This window comes from Actinosynnema sp. NPDC020468 (assembly GCF_040642015.1).
Classification (GTDB): Bacteria; Actinomycetota; Actinomycetes; order Mycobacteriales; family Pseudonocardiaceae; genus Actinosynnema.
On the sequence record NZ_JBFAEO010000009.1, the window covers coordinates 43,851 to 67,271 of the forward strand.

Below are 23,421 nucleotides of genomic sequence, written 5' to 3' on the forward strand. Positions count from 1 at the left end.
CCCCCCAGAACCACCAGGCACAACCGAGAGGCGACGAGCGTGGCCACCCAGGACGGGCGAGCGGACATCGACACACTGCGGCGCGAGCTGGTGCGGCGCAGGCTGGCCGAGCGCGACCTCGCCGAGTCGCCCGCCGCGGTCGAGGTCCGACCGGACCGGTCGCCGACCGCGGGGCAGCGCCGCATGTGGTCGTTGCAGCAGCTGGACCCGTTGTCGGTCGGCTACAACGTCCGGATCGCGGTCGACCTGACCGGTCCGCTCGACCCCGGGGCGATGGCGGCGGCGGTGCGGTCCGTCGTGGCCAGGCACGACGTGCTGCGCACCACCTACCGGATGGGCGAGGACGGCGAGGTGGTCCAGGTCGGGCACGCCGACCTGCCGCCGGTGCTCGACGTCCGCGCGCTGCCGGCGGCCGAGGTCGACGGCGCGTGCCGGGACCTCGCGGGCCGGCCGTTCGACCTGGCGGTGGACTCGCCGCTGCGGGTGGGCGTGTTCACCACCGGGCCGGACACCGCGACGCTCGTCGTGGTCGCGCACCACATCGCCTGGGACGACGCCACGTCCGCGATCTTCTTCGGCGAGCTGATGGCCCACTACGCCCGGCCGGACGTGACGCCGCCGCCCGCGCGCCAGATCGCCGACCTGGTGCTGCCCCGGGCTTCCTCACCGGACTTCTGGCGCGACGCGCTCGCCGCGCCGCCGGAACCCCTGGAACTGCCGTGGCCGCGCGCCGCGACCTCCGGTGTCGACCAGCAGCGCGCGTTGCGGCCCGGCGCGGCCGCCCGGGTCCGGGAGCTGGCACGTGCCGACGGCGCCTCGACGTTCATGGTGCTGCTGGCCGCCGTCACCGCGTTGCTGCACCGCTACACCGGGTCCCGCGACCTGGTGGTGGGCGCGCCGGTGGTCAACCGCGACCTGCCCGGCGGCGACGAGGTCGTCGGCTACCTCGGCAACACGATCCCGCTGCGGATGCGGGTCGAGGACGGCGACACCTTCACCGACCTGCTGGCCCGCGCGAAGCGGGTGTGCCTGGCCGCGTACGCGCACCAGGACGTGGACTTGGACGACGTGACCCGCGCGGTCGACCCCGGCCGCACCCGCGGCGACGCCGGGTTGTTCGACGTGGTGCTGTCCCTGCGCACGCCGGTGCTGGACTCATTCCGCCAGGCCGGTTTCACGGCCGCTCGCCGGCACGTGCCGGGCCCGGACGCCCGGTTCGCGCTCACCCTCGCGGTCGAGACCGACGGCGACGACCTGACCGCGGAGGCCAACCACCCGGACGCGCCGCACGCGGTCGAGCTGGTGGCCCGCCTGCTCGGGCACCTGGATCTGGTGCTGGACCGGGCTTCCGCCGAGCCGGGCACGCCCGTCGAGGCACTGCCGGTGCTCACCGACGACGAACGCGCCCGGCTGGCCGGGTGGAACGACACCGCCGCGCGGGTGCCCGAGCCGCTGCTGCCCGAGCTGTTCGCCCGCCAGGTCGCGGCGACGCCGGACGCCCGCGCGCTGCTCACGGCGACCGGGGAGGTCACCTACCGCGAGCTCGACCGGCGGGCGGCCGCGCTGGCCCGGCTGCTCGTCGCCGAGGGCGCGGGCCCGGACACCGTGGTGGCGCTGGCCGTGCCGCGGTCGGTGGAGCTGGTCGTCGCGGTGCTGGCGGTGGTGAAGGCGGGCGCGGCGTACGTGCCGGTCGACCCCGGCTACCCGGCCGACCGGGTCCGGCTGATGCTGACCGACGCCCGGCCGACGCTGCTGCTCACCACCCCGGACACCCGGCTGCCCGCGACGCCGGGGTTGCCGACCGTGCTGCTGGGCGCGCCGGAGACGGCCGAGCGGCTGGCCGCGGTCCCGCCCGGCGACCCGGAAGTCCTTCTGCGGCCCGGACATCCGGCCTACGTCATCTACACCTCCGGCTCCACGGGCGTGCCCAAGGGCGTGGTCGTGTCGCACGGCGCGCTGCGCAACCACCTCGCGTGGTCGGTGCGCCGGTTCGCCGGGTTGGCCGGCCACACGCTGCTGCACTCGTCGGTGTCGTTCGACTTCACCGTCACCCCGCTGTTCGGCCCGCTGATCACCGGCGGCTGCCTGGAGCTGTGCGCGGACTCGCCGGACTCGATCGCGGACGCGCTGGGCGCGGCGACGTTCCTCAAGATCACTCCGAGCCACCTGCCGCTGCTGCCGTCGGTGCGGTTCGCCGCCGACGGGCCGCGCACGCTGGTGATCGCGGGCGAGGCGCTGCGCGGCGAGGCGCTGGAGGGCTGGCTCGTGCCCGCCGGCCTGGACGTGATCAACGAGTACGGGCCGACGGAGACGACGGTCGGCTGCCTGCTGCACCCGGTGGAGTCGACGGCCGGTGTCGTCGCGCCGGGTCCGGTACCGGTGGGCTCGCCGGTGGACAACGTGACGTGCCACGTGCTGGACGACCGGCTGCGGCCCGTCCCGGTGGGCGTGGAGGGCGAGCTGTACGTGGGCGGCGCGCAGGACGCGCGCGGCTACCTCGACCGGCCGGGCTTGACCGCGTCCCGCTTCGTGGCCGACCCGTTCGGCTCGGGCGGTCGGCTCTACCGCACCGGCGACCGGGTCCGCCGGCTGCCGACCGGCGCGCTGGAGTTCCGGGGTCGGGTGGACGACCAGGTCAAGATCCGCGGGTTCCGGGTCGAGCCGGGCGAGGTCGAGGCCGTGCTGCTGACGCACCCGGGCGTCGAGCGCGCGGTGGTCGTGGCCCGCACCGACGGACCCGGCGGCGCGTACCTGGCCGCCTACGTGATCGGGACCGCGGCACCGGCCGACCTGCGCGCGCACGTCGCGGCCGTGCTGCCGGAGCACCTGGTGCCGGCCGCCGTCGTGCCGGTGTCGGAGATTCCGCTGTCCCCGTCCGGGAAGCTCGACCGCCGGGCACTGCCCGCGCCGGACTTCGCCGCGCCGTCGGTCGACGCGGAACCGGCGGGTGAGGTCGCGCGGGTGCTCGCGGGACTGTTCGCGGAGGTGCTGAACCGGCCGTCGGTGGGCGTGGGTGACTCGTTCTTCGAACTGGGTGGCGACAGCATTGTCGCGATCCGGTTGGTGGGTCGGGCGCGCAAGGCGGGGTTGAGGATCACGCCGCGGGACGTGTTCGCGCACCGCACGCCCGCGAAGTTGGCGGAACTGCCCGGAGTCCGGCCGGACAACGGGGTCGCGTCGCGGTTGGCCGCGCTGTTCGCCGAGGTGTTGAACCGGCCGTCGGTGGGTGTGGGTGACTCGTTCTTCGAACTGGGCGGCGACAGCATCGTGGCGATCCGGTTGGTGGGTCGGGCGCGCAAGGCGGGGTTGAGGATCACGCCGCGCGACGTGTTCACCCACCGCACGCCCGCGAAGCTGGCCGAGGTCGCCGCCGTGCAGGAGGCCGTGGCGCCGGCCGCGGACGGGGTCGGCGCGGTGGAACTCACGCCCATCATGCGGTCGTTCGCCGAGCGTGGCCCGCTGGGTGACCGGCACCGGATGTCGTTGCGGCTGAAGGGACCCGAGCCGCTGGACGAGGCACGGCTCCTCGTCGCCCTGCAAGCGGTGCTGGACCGGCACGACGCGTTGCGCGCGCGGTTGGACCGGGACGGGCCGGCGCTGGAGTTCCGGCCGGTCGGCTCGGTGCGCGCGGCCGACGTGCTGCGGGCCGCCGAGTCCACTGTGGACGAAAGGGCGGTCGCCGATCGGCTGGTGCCCGCCGACGGCACCGTGGTGCAGGTCGTGTGGTTCCCCGGCACGGCGGAGCTGCTCGTCGTCGTGCACCACCTCGTGGTGGACGGCGTGTCCTGGCGGGTGTTCGTGGAGGACCTGGCCACCGCGTACCGGGGTGAAGCGCTCGCGCCCGTGCCGACGTCGTTCCGGGCGTGGGCCTCGGGGTTGCGCGCCCGGGCCGCCGACCGGGTCGCCGAACTGCCCACCTGGCGGTCGGTGCTCGCGGGCCCGGACCCGGTGTTCGACCAGCCCGGCGAGCGGACCTGGGCGGACGTCCGCACGGTCACCGTCCGGCTGGACCCGGAGACCACCGGCGCGGTGCTGACCACGGTGCCCGCGCTGTTCTTCGCGGGCGTGGACGACGTGCTGCTGACCGCGCTCGCCCTCGCCGTCGGCTCGTGGAACCCGGCCGCGCGCTCGTTCCCCGTGCTGCTGGAGGGACACGGCCGGCAGGAGGCCGCCGTGCCCGGCGCGGACCTCTCGCGCACCATCGGGTGGTTCACCAGTCAGCACCCGGTCCGGCTGGACACCACCGGTGTCGACCTCGCCGAGGCGCTCGCCGGCGGACCGGCGGCGGGCGTGCTGGTCAAGCGGGTCAAGGAGCACCTGCGGTCGTTGCCCGACCACGGCATCGGGTTCGGGGTGCTGCGCCACCTGCACGGCGCCGGCGAACTCGCCTCGCCCGCGCCGCGCCTGGGGTTCAACTACCTCGGCCGGTTCGACGCGGCGGGCGACCAGGGCTGGACCGTGCCCGCCGACGGGCTCTCCGCCGCCTACGACCCGACCATGCCGCTGTTCGCCGGGCTGGTGGCCAACGCCGTCACCGAGGACACGCCCGACGGTCCTTCCCTGGTCGCGCACTGGATGTACGCCGAGGGCGCGTTCGACGCGGCGGGTGTCGCCGACCTCGCCGACCTGTGGTGCGCGGCCCTGCGCGCGCTCGTGAAGCACGCCTCGGGTGGCGGCACGGGTGGGCGCACCCCGTCCGACGTCGCCCTGATCTCCCTGAACCAGGGCCAACTCGACGCCCTCGAAGCGAAATGGAAGCGTGCATGAGCCCCTCGGCGATCGAGGACATCCTTCCGCTGTCCCCGTTGCAGCAGGGCCTGCTGTTCCACTCGACGCTGGACGAGGACGGCACGGACGTCTACCTCGCCCAGCTCGTGGTCGACCTCGACGGGCCGTTCGACGCGGCCCGGATGCGGCGTGCCCTCGACGCCCTGGTGGCCAGGCACACCGCGCTGCGCAGCGCGTTCGTCCGGGACGTCGGCGACCCGGTGCAGGTGGTGCTGCGCGAGGTCGAGGTGCCGCTGGTCGAGGTCGACGTGACCGGTGACGAGGAGCGGGCGCGGGCGCTCGTGGTCGCCGACCGCCGCACCCGCTTCGACCTGGCCACGCCGCCGTTGCTGCGCGCGATGGTGCTGACCCTGGGCCCGGACCGGCACCGGCTGGTGCTGACCAACCACCACCTCGTGGTGGACGGCTGGTCCACCCCGCTGCTCATGCGCGACCTGTTCACCCTCTACGCGGCCGACGGCGCGGAACCCGGACTGCCGGTCGCCCGGCCGTTCCGCGACCACCTGGCGTGGTTGGCGGGCCGCGACCAGGCCGCCTCGCTGCGCGCCTGGGAACGGGCGCTCGACGGCGTGGAGGAGTCGACGCTGCTCGTGCCCGCCGCGCTCGGCCGCGAGTCGGTGCTGCCCGAGGAGGTGGTGGAGCACCTGCCGTCCGCCGCGCTCGCCGGCACCGCCCGCGCGCTCGGCGTCACGCTGAACACGGTGGTGCAGCTGGCCTGGGCGGTGCTCACCGGTCGGCTCACCGGTCGCGACGACGTGGTGTTCGGCGCGACGGTCGCGGGCCGGCCCGCCGACCTCGCGGGCGTCGAGCACATGGTGGGGTTGTTCATCAACACCATCCCGGTCCGGGTCCGCCTGCGGCACGGCGAGACGGTGGCGGACCTGGCCGCGCGGATCCAGGCCGACCAGGCCGACCTGCTCGACCACCAGCACGTCGGTCTCGCGGACACCCAGCGCGCGGCCACCTCGTGGTCCGGCGGCGGCGAGCTGTTCGACAGCCTGGTGGTCTTCGAGTCCTTCCCGTTCGACGCGGCCGCGATCGACACCGCGCTGGCCGCGTGCGGGTTGCGCGCGGGCCGCCCGGAACGCCCGATCTCCACGCACTACCCGGTGACCCTGATGGTGATGCCGTCCGGCACCGGGTTGGAGCTGACCCTCAAGCACCGGCCGGACGTGCTGGACGAGGCCGCCGCGCGGCTGCTGCTCGCCCGGCTGCGCCGCGTGCTGACCGCCGTGTCCGCCGACCCGCACGCGCTCGTGGCGTCGTTGGACGTGCGGGCACCGGACGAGGTCGCCGCGCTGCTCCGGCACGGCGCCGCGACCCCGCTGGACGTGCCGGGTGTGACGCTGGTCGACCTGGTGGAAGCCCAGGTCGCGCGTACCCCGGACGCCGTCGCGGTGGTGGCCGGCGACATCTCGCTGACCTACGCCGACCTCGACGCGCGGGCCGAGGCGCTCGCGTCCGCGTTGACCTCCGGTCCGGGCGACCTGGTCGCGATCGCGCTGCCGCGGTCGGCCGACCTCGCGGTCGCGGCGCTGGCCGTGCTCAAAACCGGCGCGGGGTACCTGCCCGTCGACCCGGACTACCCGGCCGACCGGATCCGGTTCGTGCTCGAGGACGCCCGACCGGTCGCCGTGATCGCGCACGACGACATCGCGGGCGACCTGCCCCGGGTGAGCCCGCACGGGCACACCGCCCGGCCCGACCGACCGCGGCGCGACGGCGACATCGCGTACGTCATCTACACCTCCGGCTCCACCGGCACGCCCAAGGGCGTCGTGGTGCCGCACCGCGCGGTCGTCGCGCTGTTCACCGCGGCCCGCGCGCACTTCGACTTCGGGCCGGACGACGTGTGGACCCTGTTCCACTCCTTCGCGTTCGACTTCTCGGTGTGGGAACTCTGGGGTCCGCTGCTGCACGGCGGCACGCTCGTCGTGGTGCCGCACGACGTCTCCCGCTCGCCGGCCGACTTCCTGGACCTGCTCGACCGCCACCGCGTCACGGTGCTCAACCAGACCCCGTCGGCGTTCTACGCCCTGGCCGCGGCCGACGACGGCCGACCGCTGGCGTTGCGCACGGTGGTGTTCGGCGGCGAGGCGCTGGACCCGGCCCGGCTCGCGGACTGGCACCGCCGGCGGCCCGGTGGTCCGGCGCTGGTGAACATGTACGGCATCACCGAGACCACGGTGCACGTGACGCACCGGCTGCTGGACGACGCCGCGTTCGGCGCGTCCACCGGCGTCATCGGCCGCGGCCTGCCCGGGTTCTCGGTGCACCTGCTGGACACCGCGCTGCGCCCGGTGCCCGACGGCGTGCCGGGTGAGCTGTACCTGGGCGGCCCGCAGGTCGCGCGCGGCTACCTCGGCCGGCCCGGGTTGACCGCGACGCGGTTCGTCGCCGACCCGTTCGGTGGTGCGGGACAACGCCTGTACCGCTCCGGCGACCTGGCCCGCCGGTCCGTCGACGGCGGGCTGGAGTACCTGGGCCGGGCCGACGACCAGGTCAAGATCCGCGGCTTCCGGATCGAGCCGGGCGAGGTCGAGTCGGTGCTGGCCGCCGCTCCGGGCGTGACCGGCGCGGCCGTGGTGGTGCGGACCGACGGTCCGGCGGGCGCGTACCTCGCCGGGTACGTCGTCGGCGCGGGCGTGGCGGACGTGCGCGCGTACGCGCAGTCCCGGTTGCCCGCGCACATGGTGCCCGCGGCGATCACCGCGCTGGACGCGCTCCCGTTGACCGCCAACGGCAAGCTGGACCGGCGCGCGCTGCCCGCGCCCGCGGTGACCCGCCCGGTCGGCCGGGCGCCGCGCGACGAGGGGGAACGGCTGCTGGCCGAGCTGTTCGCCCAGGTGCTGCACCGCGACGAGGTCGGCGTGGACGACTCGTTCTTCGAGCTGGGCGGCGACAGCATCGTGGCGATCCAGCTCGTCGGACGGGCGCGCGCGGCGGGCTTGGCGCTGTCGCCGCGCCAGGTCTTCGAACTGCGGACGGTCGCCGAGTTGGCCGCGCTGGCCCGACCGTCCGCAGTGGACGAACCGGTGGTGACGGACGCGGTCGGCGCGGTGCCGACGACGCCGATCATGCTCGCGTTCCTGAGCCGGGGCGGGCCGTTCGAGCGGTTCTCGCAGGCGGTGTTCGTGCCGACCGGTGCGGGCCGGCCGGACGTGGTCCGTGCGCTGCAAGTGCTGCTGGACCACCACGACGCGCTGCGCGCCCGGATGCCGGACACGCCCGACGGCCCGGCGCTGGAGGTCCGGCCGGTGGGCGCGGTCCGCGCGGAGGACGTGCTGGTGACCGCGCGCACCCCGCTGCCGGAGGAGCACGCGGCGGCGGTCGCGCTGCTCGACCGGTCGGCCGGCGTGCTGGTGCGCGCGACCTGGTTCGCCGGCCGCGGCGTGCTGCTGACGTGCCACCACCTCGCGACCGACGGCTTCTCCTGCCGGGTGCTCGCCGAGGACCTCGCCACGGCCCTGGCGGGGCAGGCGCCGCCACCGGTGCGCACCTCGTTCCGGGGTTGGGCGCTCGGGTTGGCCGAGGTCGACAAAACCGCCGAACTGCCGCTGTGGCGGGGGATTGTCGACGCGCCGGACCCGGTGCTCGGCTCGCGTCGGCTCGACCCGGCCCGGGACACCCGTGCCACCGTCCGCGAGACGGCGCTGTCGTTCCCCGTGCCGTTGCTGGACGAGGTGACCGCCGCGTTCCACGCCCGGCCGGACGAGATCCTGCTGGCCGCGCTCGGACTCGCCGTCGCGCGGTGGAAGTCCGTCACCGGCACCGTGGTCGCGATCGAGGCGCACGGCCGCGAGGAGCACCTCGTGCCCGGCGCCGACCTGTCCCGCACCGTCGGCTGGTTCAACACCCAGTACCCCGTGCGGCTGGACGTCGCGGCGGACGACGCGGTGCCCGTGTTCGTCAAGCGGGTCAAGGAACACCTGCGCCGGGTGCCCGACCGCGGCGTCGGCTACGGCCTGCTGAGGTTCCGCGACGGCGCGCTGCCCGAGGCCGTCGAACCGCAGATCCTGGTGAACTACCTCGGTCACGTCGAGCCGCGCGCGGGCGACCGGGCGGACTTCGACGCGATCGCCTTCGGTGGTGTCGCGCCGGCCGCCGACCCGGCCCTGCCCGCCGCGGCGGCGCTGGTGGCCAACATCGCGATCACCCCGGGTTCCACCCTGTCCCTGTCGCTGCGCTACGCGTCCGGGGTGTTCACCGCCGACGACGTGGCGCGGCTGGGCCGGTTGTGGGCCGCGGCGCTGGACGCGATCGGCGAGCACGTGCGCGGCGGTGGCCCGGCCGGTCGGACGCCCGCCGACCTGCCGCTGGTGCGCGTCACGCAGGCCGACGTCGAGCGCTGGGAGCACCGCCACCCGGGGCTGGCCGACGTGCTCCCGCTGTCCCCCTTGCAGGAAGGCCTGCTGTTCCACGCCCGCTTCGACGCCGACGCGGTGGACTTCTACTCCGTGCAGCTCGTGGTGGACCTGCGCGGCCCGCTCGACGTGGACCGGCTCCGGACCGCCGCGCGCGCCGTGGTCGACCGGCACCCGGTGCTGCGGACCGCGTTCGCCGACGACGGCGCGGAGCCGGTGCAGCTCGTGCTGGACGCGGTCGACCCCGTGCTCACCGCGCTGACCCTGCCGGACGCGGCCGCGCTCGAGGAGTTCCTGGAGGTGGACCGGCGGACCGGGTTCGACCTCGCGGCGCCGCCGTTGCTGCGGCTGACCCTGGTGCGGTTGGGCGAGCGGGAGCACCGGCTCGTGGTGACCAACCACCACCTGGTGCTCGACGGCTGGTCGACACCGCTCGTGGTGCGCGACCTGTTCGCCTGCTACGAGGGCACGTCCGAGGTCGGGCGCCCGCGCCCGTACCGGGACTTCCTGGCCTGGCTGGACCGCCGCGACCGCGCCGAGTCGCTCGCCGCGTGGGCCGACGTGCTCGACGGCGTGGACGAGGCCACGCTGCTCGCCGGTCCCGACCTGCCGGACGGCTCCGTGCTGCCGGCCGAGGTGGTGGACGTGGTGCCGGCCGACCTCACGGCCCGGCTCACCGCCGCCGCCCGCGACTGCGGCGTCACCCTGAACACCCTGCTCGGCACCGCGTGGGGACTCGTGCTCGGCCACCTGACCGGCCGCGACGACGTGGTGTTCGGCATCACCGTCTCCGGCCGGCCGCCGGAGCTGGCCGGTGTCGAGTCCATGGTGGGCCTGTTCATCAACACCGTGCCGGTCCGGGTGCGCTGGTCGCCCGCCGACTCCGGTCGCGCGGTCGCCGAGCGGCTGCACGCCGACCGCACCGCCGTGCTCGACCACCAGCACCTGGGCCTGACCGACGTGCAGCGGGTCACCGCCGTCGACGCGGGCCGGCTGTTCGACACGCTGATGGTGTTCGAGACCTTCCCGCTGGACCAGGCCGGGTTGCTCGACCCGGAGCACAGCGGCGGCTTGACCGCCGAGGTCGGCTGGTCGCGCGGCTACACGCACTACCCGATGACGCTGATGCTGATGCCGGACGACGACGTGCTGCGGGTGAAGCTGGAGTACCGCACCGACGTCTTCACCCGCGCGGCGGTGGAATCGGTGCTGCGCAAGGTGTTCACCGCGTTCGCCGCGCTGGCCGACCGGCCGCGCGCCGCGGTGGCCGCGCTCGACCTGCTCGACGCGGCCGACCGCGCGCTGGTCGCGGGCTGGAACACCCCGGTCGCCGCCGTGCCGGACCTGGTGCTCACCGACCTGCTGACCGCGCCCGCGTCCGCGCCCGCCGTGGTGTGCGACGGGGTGTCGTTGACGTTCGGGGAGTTGGCGGCGAGGTCGGACCGGTTGGCGTCCCACCTGGTGTCGCTGGGCGTGGACCGCGAGGTGCCGGTGGCGGTGGTGTTGCCGCGGTCGGTGGACGTGGTGGTCGCGATGGTGGCGGTGTGGAAGGCCGGGGGAGTGGTGGTGCCGGTCGACCCGGCCTACCCGGCGGACCGGATCGCGACCGTGCTGGCGCAGGCCGCTCCCGTGGTGGCGGTGACCCGGCGTGCCGACCTCGGGATCACCGCGGTGGCACCGGATGCGGCGACCTGGGTGGGTGCCGGCGTGCCGCGAGGGCCGGCGGGACCGGACTCGGCGGCGTACGTCGTCTTCACGTCGGGGTCGTCGGGCACGCCGAAGGGCGTCGTCGCGACCCACGGCGGTGTGGTGAACCTGGCGTCGGCGCACCGGCGCGCGGTGATGGAGCCGTTGGGGCGCAGGGTGCGCGTGCTCAACGCGTTGTCGTTCGCGTTCGACGGGTCGGTGGATCCGTTGGTGTGGATGTTGGCCGGGCATGAGATGCATGTGTTGCCGGACCGGTTGATGGGTGACCCGGCGGGGATTGTCGGGTACGTGCGCGAGCACCGGATCGACTTCCTCGACGTGCCGCCGTCTTTGTTGGAACTGGTGGTGGCGGAGGGGTTGCTGACCGGGGAACACCGGCCGACGGTGGTCGCGACCGGTGCCGAAGCGGTGGGTGCCGGGTTGTGGACGGCGCTCGCCGAGGCCGACGTGCTCGGGTTGAACTTCTACGGCCCCACCGAAACGACCGTCGACGCGCTGTGGACGCCGATCGAGGGCACCGCGCCGCACATCGGCCGCCCGGTCGCGGACACGACCGCGCACGTGCTGGACTCGGCGCTCGCGCCGGTGCCGCCCGGTGTGCCGGGTGAGCTGTACGTCGGCGGCAAGGGGGTGGCCCGGGGGTACGCCGGCCGGCCGGGCGAGACGGCGGCCCGGTTCGTGGCCGACCCGTTCGGCTCGGGCGGTCGCCTCTACCGGACCGGCGACCTGGTGCGCCGGACCGCCGAGGGCACGGTGGAGTTCCTGGGGCGGGTGGACGACCAGGTCAAGATCCGGGGGTACCGGGTCGAACCGGGCGAGGTCGAAACCGTCCTCAGTGGACTGACCGGTGCCGGTCGGGCCGTCGTGGTGGCCCGCGCGGACCGCGGCGACACCCGCCTGGTCGGGTACGTCACCGGCGAGGTCGACCCGGAGGCGCTGCGCGCCGAGTTGGCCCGCCGGCTGCCCGACCACCTGGTGCCCGCGGCCGTGGTGGCGCTGGCGGAGTTCCCGAGGTTGCCCAACGGCAAGCTCGACCGCCGCGCCCTGCCCGCGCCCGACTTCACCGCCCTGGTCTCCCGCGCGCCCGCGACGCCGACCGAACGCCTGCTGTGCGCGGTGTTCGCGGACGTGCTGGGCAGGCCCGAGGTCGGCGCGGAGGACTCGTTCTTCGCGCTGGGCGGTCACTCCCTGCTCGCCACCCGGCTGATCTCGCGCGTCCGCGCCGAGTTCGGCGGCGACCTGTCCATCCGCGCGGTGTTCGACCACCCGACCGTCGCGGGCCTGGCCGCGCACCTGGACGGCCTCGCGCCCGCGACCCTGCCCCGACTGTCCACAAGGGAGCGTCCGGCCCGGGTACCGCTGTCCGCCGCGCAACGCCGGCTGTGGTTCCTGCACCGGCTGGACGGCCCGTCGGCCACCTACAACCTGCCGTTCGCGGCCCGGTTGGCGGGCCCGCTGGACGTGCCGGCGCTGCGCGAGGCGTTCGCGGACGTCGTGGCCAGGCACGAAAGCCTGCGCACGGTGTTCCCGGACGTCGACGGCACGCCCGAGCAGCTCGTGCTCGACCCGGTGCCCGTGCCGTTCGCCGAGGTCGACACCACCGAGGCGACCCTGGCGGACGACCTGGCGCGCGCCGCCGGGCACCTGTTCGCGCTGGAGGTCGACATCCCGATCCGGGTCACCCTGTTCCGGCTGTCGGTCCGGGAGCACGTGCTGTCCCTGGTGGTGCACCACATCGCGGGCGACGAGTGGTCGACCGGCCCGCTGCTGCGCGACCTGGCGCGGGCCTACGCGGCCCGCCGCCGCGGCCACCTGCCGGACTGGACCCCGTTGCCGGCGCAGTACGCGGATTACGCGCTGTGGCACCGGGACCTGCTCGACCACACCGAGGACCGGCAGCTCGCCCACTGGGTCGAGGCGCTGGCGGGCGTGCCGGACGTGGTGCCGCTGCCCACCGACCGGCCGCGCCCGAACCGCCCGGAAGCGGGTGCCGGCCGGGTGCGGATGACGGTGCCCGCCGCCACCGCGTCCGCGTTGCGCACGCTGCTCGCGGACACCGGGGCGAGCGAGCTGATGCTCGCCCACACGGCCGTGGCGACCGTGCTGCACAAGCTCGGCGCGGGCACCGACCTGCCGTTGGGCGCGCTCGTCGCGGGCCGGTCCGACCCGGCGCTGGACCAGCTCGTCGGCTTCTTCGTCAATACCGTGGTGCTGCGCGTGGACCTCGCCGGCGACCCGACGCCCCGCGAGCTGCTGCGCCGGGTCCGCGACACGGCCCTGGCCGCGTACGCGCACGCCGACGTCCCGTTCGACCGCGTGGTGGAGGCGGTGAACCCGGACCGCTCGGCCGGGCACCCGCTGTTCACCACCCTGGTCGACTACTGGAACCCGACGTCGACCGACACCGGTCTGGACGGCGTCACCACGACCCCGCTCGACCCGGCGAACCCCGGTGCGGCGAAGTTCGACCTGGGCTTCACCTTCACCGCCGACCGGGACGGCGCGCTGCTCGGCTCGCTCGAGTACGACGCGGACCTGTTCGACCACGCCACCGCCGAGTCGATCCTGACCAGGCTCGGCCGGGTGTTCACCGCCCTGGCCACCGCGCCGGACCGCCCACTGTCCACAGTGGACGTGCTCGACGCGGCGGAGCGGGAACTGCTGCTGGAGCGCTGGAACCGGCCGGTGGTCGAGTTCCCGACGGCCACCCTGGTGGACCTGTTCGCCGAGCAGGTGGCCCGGGTGCCCGCCACCGACGCCGTGGTCTGCGGCGCGCAGGCGCTGACGTTCGCCGAGCTGGACGCCCGCTCGACCGCGCTGGCCGCCCACCTGGCGTTCGCGGGCGTGCGGCGGGAAACGCGGGTCGCCGTCGTGCTGCCGCGGTCGGTGGACGTGGTGGTGGCGCTGCTCGCGATCTGGAAGGCGGGCGGCGTGGCCGTCCCGGTCGACCCGAGGCACCCGACCGACCGCGTCCGGTCAGTGCTGACCGACGCCGCGCCGGCGTTGGTGCTGACCACGCGGGCGTCCGACCTCGTGCCGGTGTTCGCCGCCGAGTCCGTCGGTGACGCGCCGCGGGTCGTGGTCGTGGACGGGCCGTGGGAGGGCGCGGCGGAACCCGTCGGTCCGGTGCCGGGTTCGGCCGCGTACATCGTGTTCACCTCGGGCTCGACGGGGCGGCCCAAGGGCGTCGTCGCGACCCACGAGGGCGTGGTGAACCTGGCGCTGGCGCACCGCCGGGCGGTCATGGAGCCGCTCGGCCGACCGCTCAAGGTGCTCAACCTGCTGTCGTTCGCCTTCGACGGCTCGGTCGACCCGCTGGTCTGGATGCTCGCCGGCCACACCATGCACGTGCTGCCCGACGAGCTGACCGGTGACCCGGCGGGCATCGTCGCCCACCTCCGCCGGCACCGGCTCGACTTCGTGGACGCGCCGCCCTCGCTGCTGGAACCCCTGGTGGCGGAAGGACTCCTGGTCGATCCGCCGGCGGTGGTGGCCACCGGCGCGGAAGCGGTCGGGCCGGCGCTGTGGGCGCGGCTCGCCGAGGCCGACGTGCTCGGGCTGAACTTCTACGGCCCCACCGAAACCACCGTCGACGCGCTGTGGACGCCGATCACCGCCGACGCCCGGCCGCACATCGGCCGCCCGGTCGCGAACACCCGGGTCTACGTGCTCGACGCGGCGCTCACGCCGGTGCCGATCGGGGTGCCGGGTGAGCTGTACGTCGCCGGCGCGGGCCTCGCGCGCGGTTACGCGGACCGGCCGGCCGAGACCGCGTCCCGGTTCGTCGCCGATCCGTTCGGCTCGGGCGGTCGGCTCTACCGGACCGGCGACCTGGTCCGCTGGACCGCCGAGGGCACGGTGGAGTTCCTGGGTCGGGTGGACGACCAGGTCAAGATCCGGGGCTACCGGGTCGAACCCGGCGAGGTCGCGGCGGCGCTGGGCGCGGTGCCCGGCGTCGGGCACGCCGCCGTGGTGGCCCGGACGGACCACGGCGTGACCCGGCTCGTCGGCTACGTCACCGGCGCCGGGGTCGACCCGGTAGCCGTGCGCGACGACCTGGCCCGGAGCCTGCCGGACTACCTGGTGCCGGCCGCGATCGTCGTGCTCGACGCGCTGCCGGTCACCCCGAACGGCAAGCTCGACCGCCGCGCCCTGCCCGCGCCGGAGTTCACCGGCACCGGCACGGGACCGCGCACCGGGACCGAGCGGCTCGTGGTCGACCTGTTCACCGAGGTGCTGGGCGTGGCCGGGGTCGGCGTGACCGACTCGTTCTTCGCGCTGGGCGGGCACTCCCTGCTCGCCGCGCGGCTGATCTCCCGGCTGCGCACCGAGTTCGGCGGCGACGTGTCGATCCGGTCGGTGTTCGACGCGCCGACGCCGGAGGGCCTCGCCGCCGCGCTCGACGCCGCCGGCCCGCGCCGGACCGGCCCCGCCCTCACCCGCCGGGAGCGCCCGGACCGCGTCCCGCTCTCGGCCGCCCAGTTGCGGCTGTGGTTCCTGCACCGGCTGGACGGCCCGACCGGCACCTACAACGTGCCCTACGTCGCCCGGCTGCGCGGCCCGCTCGACACCGACGCCCTGCGCGTGGCGCTGCACGACGTGGTCGAGCGGCACGAGGCGTTGCGCACCGTCTACCCCGACGACGCCGGCACCCCGTACCAGCACGTGCTCCCCGACGTGACGGTCCCGTTCGAGGTGCTCGACGGCGACGACCCGGCGGAGTTCGTGGCACGCCCGTTCGCCCTCGACACCGAGCCGCCGATCCGGCTCGCGCTGTTCCGCGCCGGCCAGGAGGAGCACGTGCTCGCCCTGGTGGTGCACCACATCGCGGGCGACGAGTGGTCCACCGGCCCGCTGCTGGGCGACCTCGCCGTCGCCTACACCGCCCGCCGGCTCGGCCGCGCGCCGGACTGGGCTCCGCTGCCGGTCCAGTACGCGGACTACGCGCTGTGGCAACGGGAACTGCTCGGCGACCCGGACGACCCGCGCGGTCTGCTCGCCCGCCGGCTGCGCTGGTGGTCGGCCACGCTCGCGGGTCTGCCGGAAGCCCTGTCGCTGCCCACCGACCGGCCGCGGTCGGCGAGCGCGGGCGAACGCGGCGGCGCGGTCCGGTTCACCGTGCCCGCCGACGTCGTCACGGGGTTGCGCGCGCTGGGCGAGGCCACCGGCGCGACCGACTTCATGCTGGCCCAGACGGCAGTGGCGGTGCTGCTGCACAAGCTCGGCGCCGGCACGGACATCCCGCTCGGCGCGCTGGTCGCGGGTCGGGACGACGAGGCGGTGCACGACCTGGTCGGGTTCTTCGTCAACACGGTCGTGCTGCGGACCGACCTGTCCGGCGACCCGACCGCGCGCGACCTCGTCACCCGGGTCCGCGAGGTGGCGCTGGGCGCGTACGCGCACGCCGAGGCCCCGTTCGACCGGGTGGTCGAGGCGGTCAACCCCGAGCGCGTCGCGGGACGGCACCCGCTGTTCCAGACGATGGTCGACTTCCGGCCGGCCGACACCGGCAACCCCGGCCTGCCCGGCGTGACCGCCACGCCGGTCACCGGGCAGCACGACACGGGGGCGAAGTTCGACCTCGCGGTCAACTTCGCGCCGCTGGCCGACGGCACGCTCGACGGGTCGGTCGAGTACGACGCCGACCTGTTCGACCAGTCCACTGTGGACACCCTGGCGACCAGGCTGGTCCGGGTGCTGCGGGTGCTGGCGACCGCGCCCGGGACCCCGTTGTCCCGGCTCGACGTGCTGGACCCGGCCGAGCGGCACCGGCTCATCGCGGGCTGGAACGACACCGCGGCCCCGATCCCGGACGCGACCGTGCCGGGCCTGTTCGCCGAGCAGGTGGCCCGCACGCCCGACGCGCTCGCCGTGGTGGACGGGGAGACCCGCCTGAGCTACGCCGAACTCGACCGGCGCGCCGACGTGGTCGCCCGCGTGCTGACCGCGCACGGCGTCGGCGGCGAGGACGTCGTGGGCGTGCACCTGGACCGCTCGGCCGACCTGGTCGCCGCGCTCCTCGGCGTGCAGCGGGTCGGCGCGGCGTTCGTGCCGCTGGAACCGTCCTGGCCCGCGAGGCGGATCGCCGACATCCACGCCACGGCCCGGCTGCGCGCGGTGCTGAGCGCGACCGGCGAGGGGTTGCCCGACCTGGGCGTGCCGGTGTTCGCGGGCGCGCTCGCCGATCCCGGCACGCCGGCCGCCGCGCCGCCGCTGCCCGGTGCCGGCCTGGCCTACGTCATCTACACCTCGGGTTCCACCGGCACGCCCAAAGGCGCCATGATCCTGCACCGCGCGATCGCGGCGAGGTTGTTGTGGCAGAAGGAGATGCTCGGCTACGGCCCGGGTGACGCCGCGCTGTTCAAGGCGCCGCTGGGGTTCGACATCTCGATCAACGAGATCTTCCTGCCGCTGGTGACCGGCGCGACGCTGGTCGTGGCCGAACCGGGCGGCGAACGCGACGTCGAGTACCTGCTGGACCTGATCACCCGGCACCGGGTCAGCTTCACCTACCTGGTCGCCTCGATGCTGGACCTGCTGCTGCAACTGCCCGGGATCGACGCGGTCCGCGGCACGCTCAAGCACGTGTGGTGCGGCGGCGAGGCGCTGACCCCGGAGCTGTTCGACCGGTTCCGGGCCAGGCTGGACGCCGTGATGTACCACGGGTACGGCCCGGCGGAGGCGACGATCGGCGTCAGCCACCAGTTCTACCGCGACGACGAGGCCCGGCACGGCATCAGCATCGGCAGGCCCAACCCGAACACCCGCATCCACGTGCTCGACGCCGCGCTGAACCCGGTGCCGGTGGGCGTGCAGGGCGAGCTGTACACCGGCGGCCTGCCGCTGGGCCGGGGCTACGTGGGCGACCCGGTGCAGACGGCCGCCCGGTTCGTGGCGGACCCGTGGTCGCACGGGCAGCGCCTGTACCGGACCGGCGACCTGGCCCGGTGGACCGCCGACGGCACGCTGGAGTTCCTCGGCCGCGTCGACCACCAGGTCAAGATCCGCGGCATGCGCGTGGAGCTCCAGGAGATCGAGGCCGCACTGGGCGAGCACGACGCGGTGCGCCAGGCCGTGGTCACCACGACCCGCGGCCCCGGCGGCGCGACGCTGCTCGCCGGGTACGTCGTGGCGCACCCCGGCCGGGAGCCGGGCGACCTGCGGGCGTGGCTGGGCGCGCGACTGCCGGACCACATGGTGCCGACCACGTTCACCCGCCTGCCCGCGTTCCCGCTGATGCCGTCGGGCAAGGTCGACCGCCGGTCGCTGCCCGCGCCCGACCTGACCTCGGGCGCACCCGCCCGCCTGCCCGGAAGTGCCGCCGAGGAGCGGTTCTGCGCGGTGTTCGCCGAGGTGCTCGGCCGCGACGGGGTGTCGCTCGACGACTCGTTCTTCGCGCTGGGCGGTGACAGCATCGTGTCCATCCGACTGGTGAGTCGAGCCCGCGAGCTGGGCCTCCGGGTGACCCCGCGCGACGTCTTCGAGCACCGCACGCCGGCCGCGCTCGCGGTGGTGGCCGACGCGCGGGCCGACGCGGCCGAGCCGGTGCGGATGGCCGCGGTCGGCGACGTGCCGCTGACCCCGATCATGCGCGACGTCCTGCGCCGCGACGGGTTGCGCCGCCGGTTCGCCCAGTCCGTCGTGCTGGAAGCCCCCGAAGGGCTCGACCTGGACCGGTTGGCCGACGCGGTGGACACGCTGGTGCGGACGCACGACGTGCTGCGGGCGTCGGTGACCCGTGAGGGCGACGAGTGGCGGATGATCGTGCCGCCGACCGGCGACCGGATCGACGGGTTGGTGCGCCGGGCGTCCGGTGACGTGCGGGCCGCGCTCGACGCCGCCGCCGACCGGCTCGACCCCGAACGCGGGGTGGTGCTCCAGGTCGTGGCGGTGGACGACGGCCCGGTGCTGCTCGTCGTCCACCACCTGGTGGTGGACGGGGTCTCCTGGCGGATCCTGGTGCCCGACCTCGAGCAGGCCTACCGGACCGGGACCCTCACCCGACCCTCGACGCCGTTCCGGCACTGGGCGCACGGCCTGGTGGCGGCGGCCCGGCGGCCCGAGCGGGTCGCCGAACTCCCGTCGTGGCGCACCGGTGCGGCCGGCTCGCGACCGCTGGACCCGGTGCGGGACAAGGTGGGCACGGTCCGGTCGGTGCGGGTGGAGGTGCCGGTCGCGGTGTCCGAGGCGGTGCTCACGACCGTGCCGGAGGCGTTCTACGCCGGTGTCGAGGACGTGCTGCTGACCGCCCTCGCGCTGGCGCTGACCGGGTCCGGCCCGGTCGTGGTGGACCTGGAGGGTCACGGCCGGGAGGAGCAGGTCGTGCCCGGCGCGGAGCTGTCCCGCACCGTCGGGTGGTTCACCACCCGCTACCCGGTGCGGCTCGACCTGACCGCGGTCGACGTGGCCGACGCGCTCGCGGGCGGCGTCCAGGCGGGCGACGCGGTGAAGCTCGTCAAGGAGGCGCTGCGCGCGCTGCCCGACCACGGCGTCGGCCACGGTCTGCTGCGCGCCCTCAACCCGGACACCGCCGCCGTGCTCGCGGCCGAACCTCCGGCCGAGGTGCTGTTCAACTACCTCGGCCGCTACGGGGGCGCCGGCCGGTCCGGGCCGTGGACCCAGTCCGCCGAGTACGCCGACGTCGCCGGGGTCGCCGACCCGGACGCGCCCGCGGCCGCGGCGCTGGAGATCACCGCGCTGACCGAGGACACCGACGCCGGGCCCGTGCTGCGGGCGACCTGGTCCTACCCGGAGCGGCTGTTCGCCGAGGCCGAGGTGACCGCGCTGGCGCACCGCTGGCGTGGCGCGCTGGAGGCGTTGGCGGGGCACGAGGGCGGCGGGCACACGCCGTCGGACATGACGCTCGTGTCGATCGACCAGGACCGGTTGGACGCCTTCGAGGCGAAGTGGGGTGCGTGGTGAGCCGCTCGAACGTCGAGGAGGTGCTGCCACTGGCGCCGTTGCAGGAAGGCCTGCTGTTCCACGCCACGCAGGACACCGAGGACGTCTACACCGTCCAGACCGTCGTGGACCTGACCGGACCGCTCGACGCCGGCCGGTTGCGGCAGGCGGCGGAAGCGGTGGTGGCGCGGCACTCCAGCCTGCGGGCCGCGTTCGTCGCCGACCCGGCGGGCGCCGTGCAGGTGGTGCTGCGCCGGGTGGTCGTGCCGTGGCGCGAGCTGGACCGGCCGGACGTCGAGGCGGTGCTGGCGGCCGACCGGGCGACCCCGTTCGTCATGGACGAGCCGCCGCTGATCCGGTTCCTGCTGATCCGGACCGGCGACGCGACGCACCGGCTGGTGATCTCGAGCCACCACATCCTGCTGGACGGCTGGTCCGCGCCGCTGCTGCTGCGCGACCTGTTCGCCCTCTACGCCGGCACGCCGCTGCCCGCGCCCCGGCCGTTCCGCGACTTCCTGGCCTGGGTGGCGGGTCGGGACCGGGCGGCGTCGCTCGCCGTGTGGCGCGGAGTCCTGGAGGGCCTGACCGAGCCGACCCTGCTCGTGCCGGGCACGTCGGACAGCCCCCGCGCGGCCCGGGTTCGGGTGCCGTTCGACCTGGCCCGGCTGGACGGGCGCGCGCACGGCGTCACGGTCAGCACCCTGGTGCACGCCGCGTGGGGCATCACGCTGGCCAGGCTCACCGGCCGCGACGACGTGGTGTTCGGCGCGACGGTGTCCGGCCGACCCGCCGACCTGCCCGGCGTCGAGTCGATGGTGGGCCTGTTCATCAACACCGTGCCGGTGCGGGTCGCGCTGTCGCCGGGCGAGCCGGTGTCGGCGTTGCTGCGCCGGCTGCACGACCTCCAGGCCGCCACGCTCGACGTGCACCACCTCGGGCTCGCCGAGGTGCAGGCGCAGGCGGGGCTCGGTCCGCTGTTCGACACGCTCGTCGTGGTCGAGTCCTACCCGGTGGACGAGGACGCGATCGACCGGGTGCGGGACGCGCTGGACCTGCGGGTGTCGGCGGTGGACACCGAGGACGCCACGCACTACCCGCTGTCGCTGACCGCGGTGCCCGGTGAGCACCCGACCCTGGAGTACCGGGCCGACCTGGTGACCTCCCGCCGGGCGGCGGAGATCGCCACGCGGTTCGCCGACGTGCTGACCGCGCTCGCGGCCGACCCCGAGCGGCCGGTGGGTCGGGTCGGTGTCACGTCGCCGGACGCCCAGGTGCGCTGGAACGGCGTCGTGGAGCCGGATCGCGCCGTGCTCGTGCCGGAACTCGTCGCGGCGCGGGACCCGGCGGCCCGCGCGGTGGTGTGCGACGGGGTGTCGTTGACGTTCGGGGAGTTGGCGGCGAGGTCGGACCGGTTGGCGTCCCACCTGGTGTCGCTGGGCGTCGGTCGTGAGGTGTCGGTCGGGGTGGTGCTGCCGCGGTCGGTGGACGTGGTGGTCGCGATGCTCGCGGTGTGGAAGGCCGGGGGAGTGGTCGTGCCGGTCGACCCGGCCTACCCGGGACCGCGGATCGCCGCCGTGCTGGCCGACGCCGCGCCCGTCGTGGTCGTGACGAACCGGACCGACCTCGGCATTCCCGCGGTGGCCGCGGATCCGGCGACGTGGGTGGGTACCGGGGTGCCGCCCGGCCCGGCGGGACCGGACTCGGCGGCGTACGTCGTGTTCACCTCGGGCTCCTCCGGGCGGCCCAAGGGCGTGGTGGCCACGCACGGCGGATTGGCGAACCTGGCGTCGGCGCACCGGCGCGCGGTGATGGAACCGTTGGGGCGCAGGGTGCGTGTGCTCAACGCGTTGTCGTTCGCGTTCGACGGGTCGGTGGACCCGTTGGTGTGGATGCTGGCCGGGCACGAGATGCACGTGCTGCCGGACGGGTTGATGGGCGACCCGGCGGGCATCGTCGGCTACGTGCGGGAGCACCGGATCGACTTCCTGGACGTGCCGCCGTCGTTGCTGGAACTGGTGGTGGCGGAGGGGTTGCTGACCGGGGAGCACCGGCCGTCGGTGGTCGCGACCGGCGCCGAGGCGGTCGGGTCGGGGTTGTGGCGGGAGCTGGCCGGATCCGGGGTGCTCGGGCTGAACTTCTACGGCCCGACCGAGAGCACCGTGGACGCGCTGTGGGCGCGGATCGAGCCGGGCACCGCGCCGCACATCGGCCGGCCGGTCGCCGGGCTCACCGCGTACGTGCTGGACTCCGGTCTCGCCCCGGTGCCCGCCGGTGTGCCCGGTGAGCTGTACGTGGGCGGCGCGGGCGTGGCGCGCGGGTACGTCGGCCGACCCGGCGAGACGGCGGCCCGGTTCGTCGCCGACCCGTTCACGCCCGGCGCGCGGCTCTACCGGACCGGGGACCTGGTGCGGCACAACGCGGTCGGCACGGTCGACTTCCTGGGTCGGGTCGACGAGCAGGTCAAGATCCGCGGGCACCGGGTCGAGCCCGGCGAGGTCGAGACCGTCCTCAGTGGACTGACCGGCGTCGGTCGGGCCGCGGTGGTCGCCCGGTCCGGGCGGCTGGTGGCCTACGTGGTGCCCACGCCCGGCGCCGTCCTGGACGACGTGCGGGCCCGGTTGGCGGCCGTGCTGCCCGACCACCTCGTGCCGTCGGCGGTGGTGGTGCTGGACGCGCTGCCCGCGTTGCCCAACGGCAAGCTCGACCGGCGCGCCCTTCCCGAGCCGGACTTCGCCCGCACCTCGTCCCGGCAGCCGTCCGGTCCGGTGGAGAAGGCGCTGTGCGCGCTGTTCGCCGAGGTGCTGGGCGTGCCGGAGGTCGGGCCGGACGACTCGTTCGCCGCGCTGGGCGGGCACTCGCTGCTCGCGGCCCGGCTGGTGTCCCGGGTCCGGGCCGAACTCGGCGTGCCGCTCGCGGTCCGGACCGTCCTCGACGCCCGGACACCGGCCGCCGTCGCCGCCCGGCTCGACGGCGGTGGCGCCGACACGTCGCTGGAGACCCTGCTGACCCTGCGGTCCGAGGGCTCCGCGCCGCCGCTGTTCTGCGTGCACCCGGCGCTCGGCCTCGGCTGGCGGTACGCGGGACTGCTGCCCCACCTGCCGGACCGACCGGTGCACGCGCTCCAGGCCACCGGGTTCACCGGCGAGCCCGCGCTGGAGGACGTCGCGCGGCGCTACGTCGAGGTGATCACCGCGACCGCGCCCACCGGACCGGTGTGCCTGCTCGGCTGGTCGCTCGGCGGGGTGATCGCGCACGCGGTGGCGTGCCTGCTCACCCGCGCCGGGCGGGAGGTCCGCGCACTGGTGCTGCTGGACGCCTACCCGGTCGGCGACGGCGAGCCCGCCGGTTCCGCGGTGCCGCCGGACGTGCTGGCGGGGCTCACCGAGTCGCAGGCCCGCGACCTGACCGCGAGCCTGCGCGCGGTGTCCACAGTGGACCGTTCCGGCCCGCTCGGGCGCTACGGGGGTGACGTCGTGTTCGTCCGCGCGGCGGCTGCCGACCCCCTCCCGGACTGGAAGCCTCACACCACCGGCCGCGTGCTCGTGCACGAGGTCGACTGGCCGCACGAGGACCTGATGACGGACGCCGCCCTGCGCGACGTCGGCCCGCTCACGGCCGCCGTGCTCACCTGACCCGCAGTACCCACCGCAAGACCAAGAGA

The 23,421-nt window shown here is 75.3% G+C and carries 3 protein-coding genes; all 3 read left to right on the forward strand.

Translation table 11 applies throughout. The annotated features are described in order from the left end of the window. The first annotated feature begins 39 nt into the window (after positions 1–39). The 3 genes from AB0G50_RS09630 to AB0G50_RS09640 are packed head-to-tail and all read left to right on the forward strand — an operon-like array spanning position 40 to position 23,392. Positions 40–4,767: an amino acid adenylation domain-containing protein gene (locus AB0G50_RS09630; protein WP_360104422.1), complete on the forward strand. Its 4,728-nt coding sequence runs from the start codon at positions 40–42 to the stop codon at positions 4,765–4,767. Further along, the gene (locus tag AB0G50_RS09635) at positions 4,764–19,781 is read left to right on the forward strand and encodes an amino acid adenylation domain-containing protein (RefSeq protein WP_360104425.1); all 15,018 of its coding nucleotides are present in this window, start codon (positions 4,764–4,766) and stop codon (positions 19,779–19,781) included. The genes AB0G50_RS09630 and AB0G50_RS09635 overlap by 4 nt, the downstream gene beginning before the upstream one ends. Further along, positions 19,778–23,392, forward strand: a complete 3,615-nt coding sequence (locus tag AB0G50_RS09640) for an amino acid adenylation domain-containing protein (RefSeq protein WP_360104428.1) — start codon at positions 19,778–19,780, stop codon at positions 23,390–23,392. Before AB0G50_RS09635 ends, AB0G50_RS09640 begins: the two co-directional genes overlap by 4 nt. The last annotated feature ends 29 nt before the right edge of the window (positions 23,393–23,421 follow it).

What these genes read in the sequence shown, in the direction of transcription:
- AB0G50_RS09635 (WP_360104425.1), top strand. Translation starts at nt 4,764, where the DNA reads ATGAGCCCCTCGGCGATCGAGGACATCCTTCCGCTGTCCCCGTTGCAG.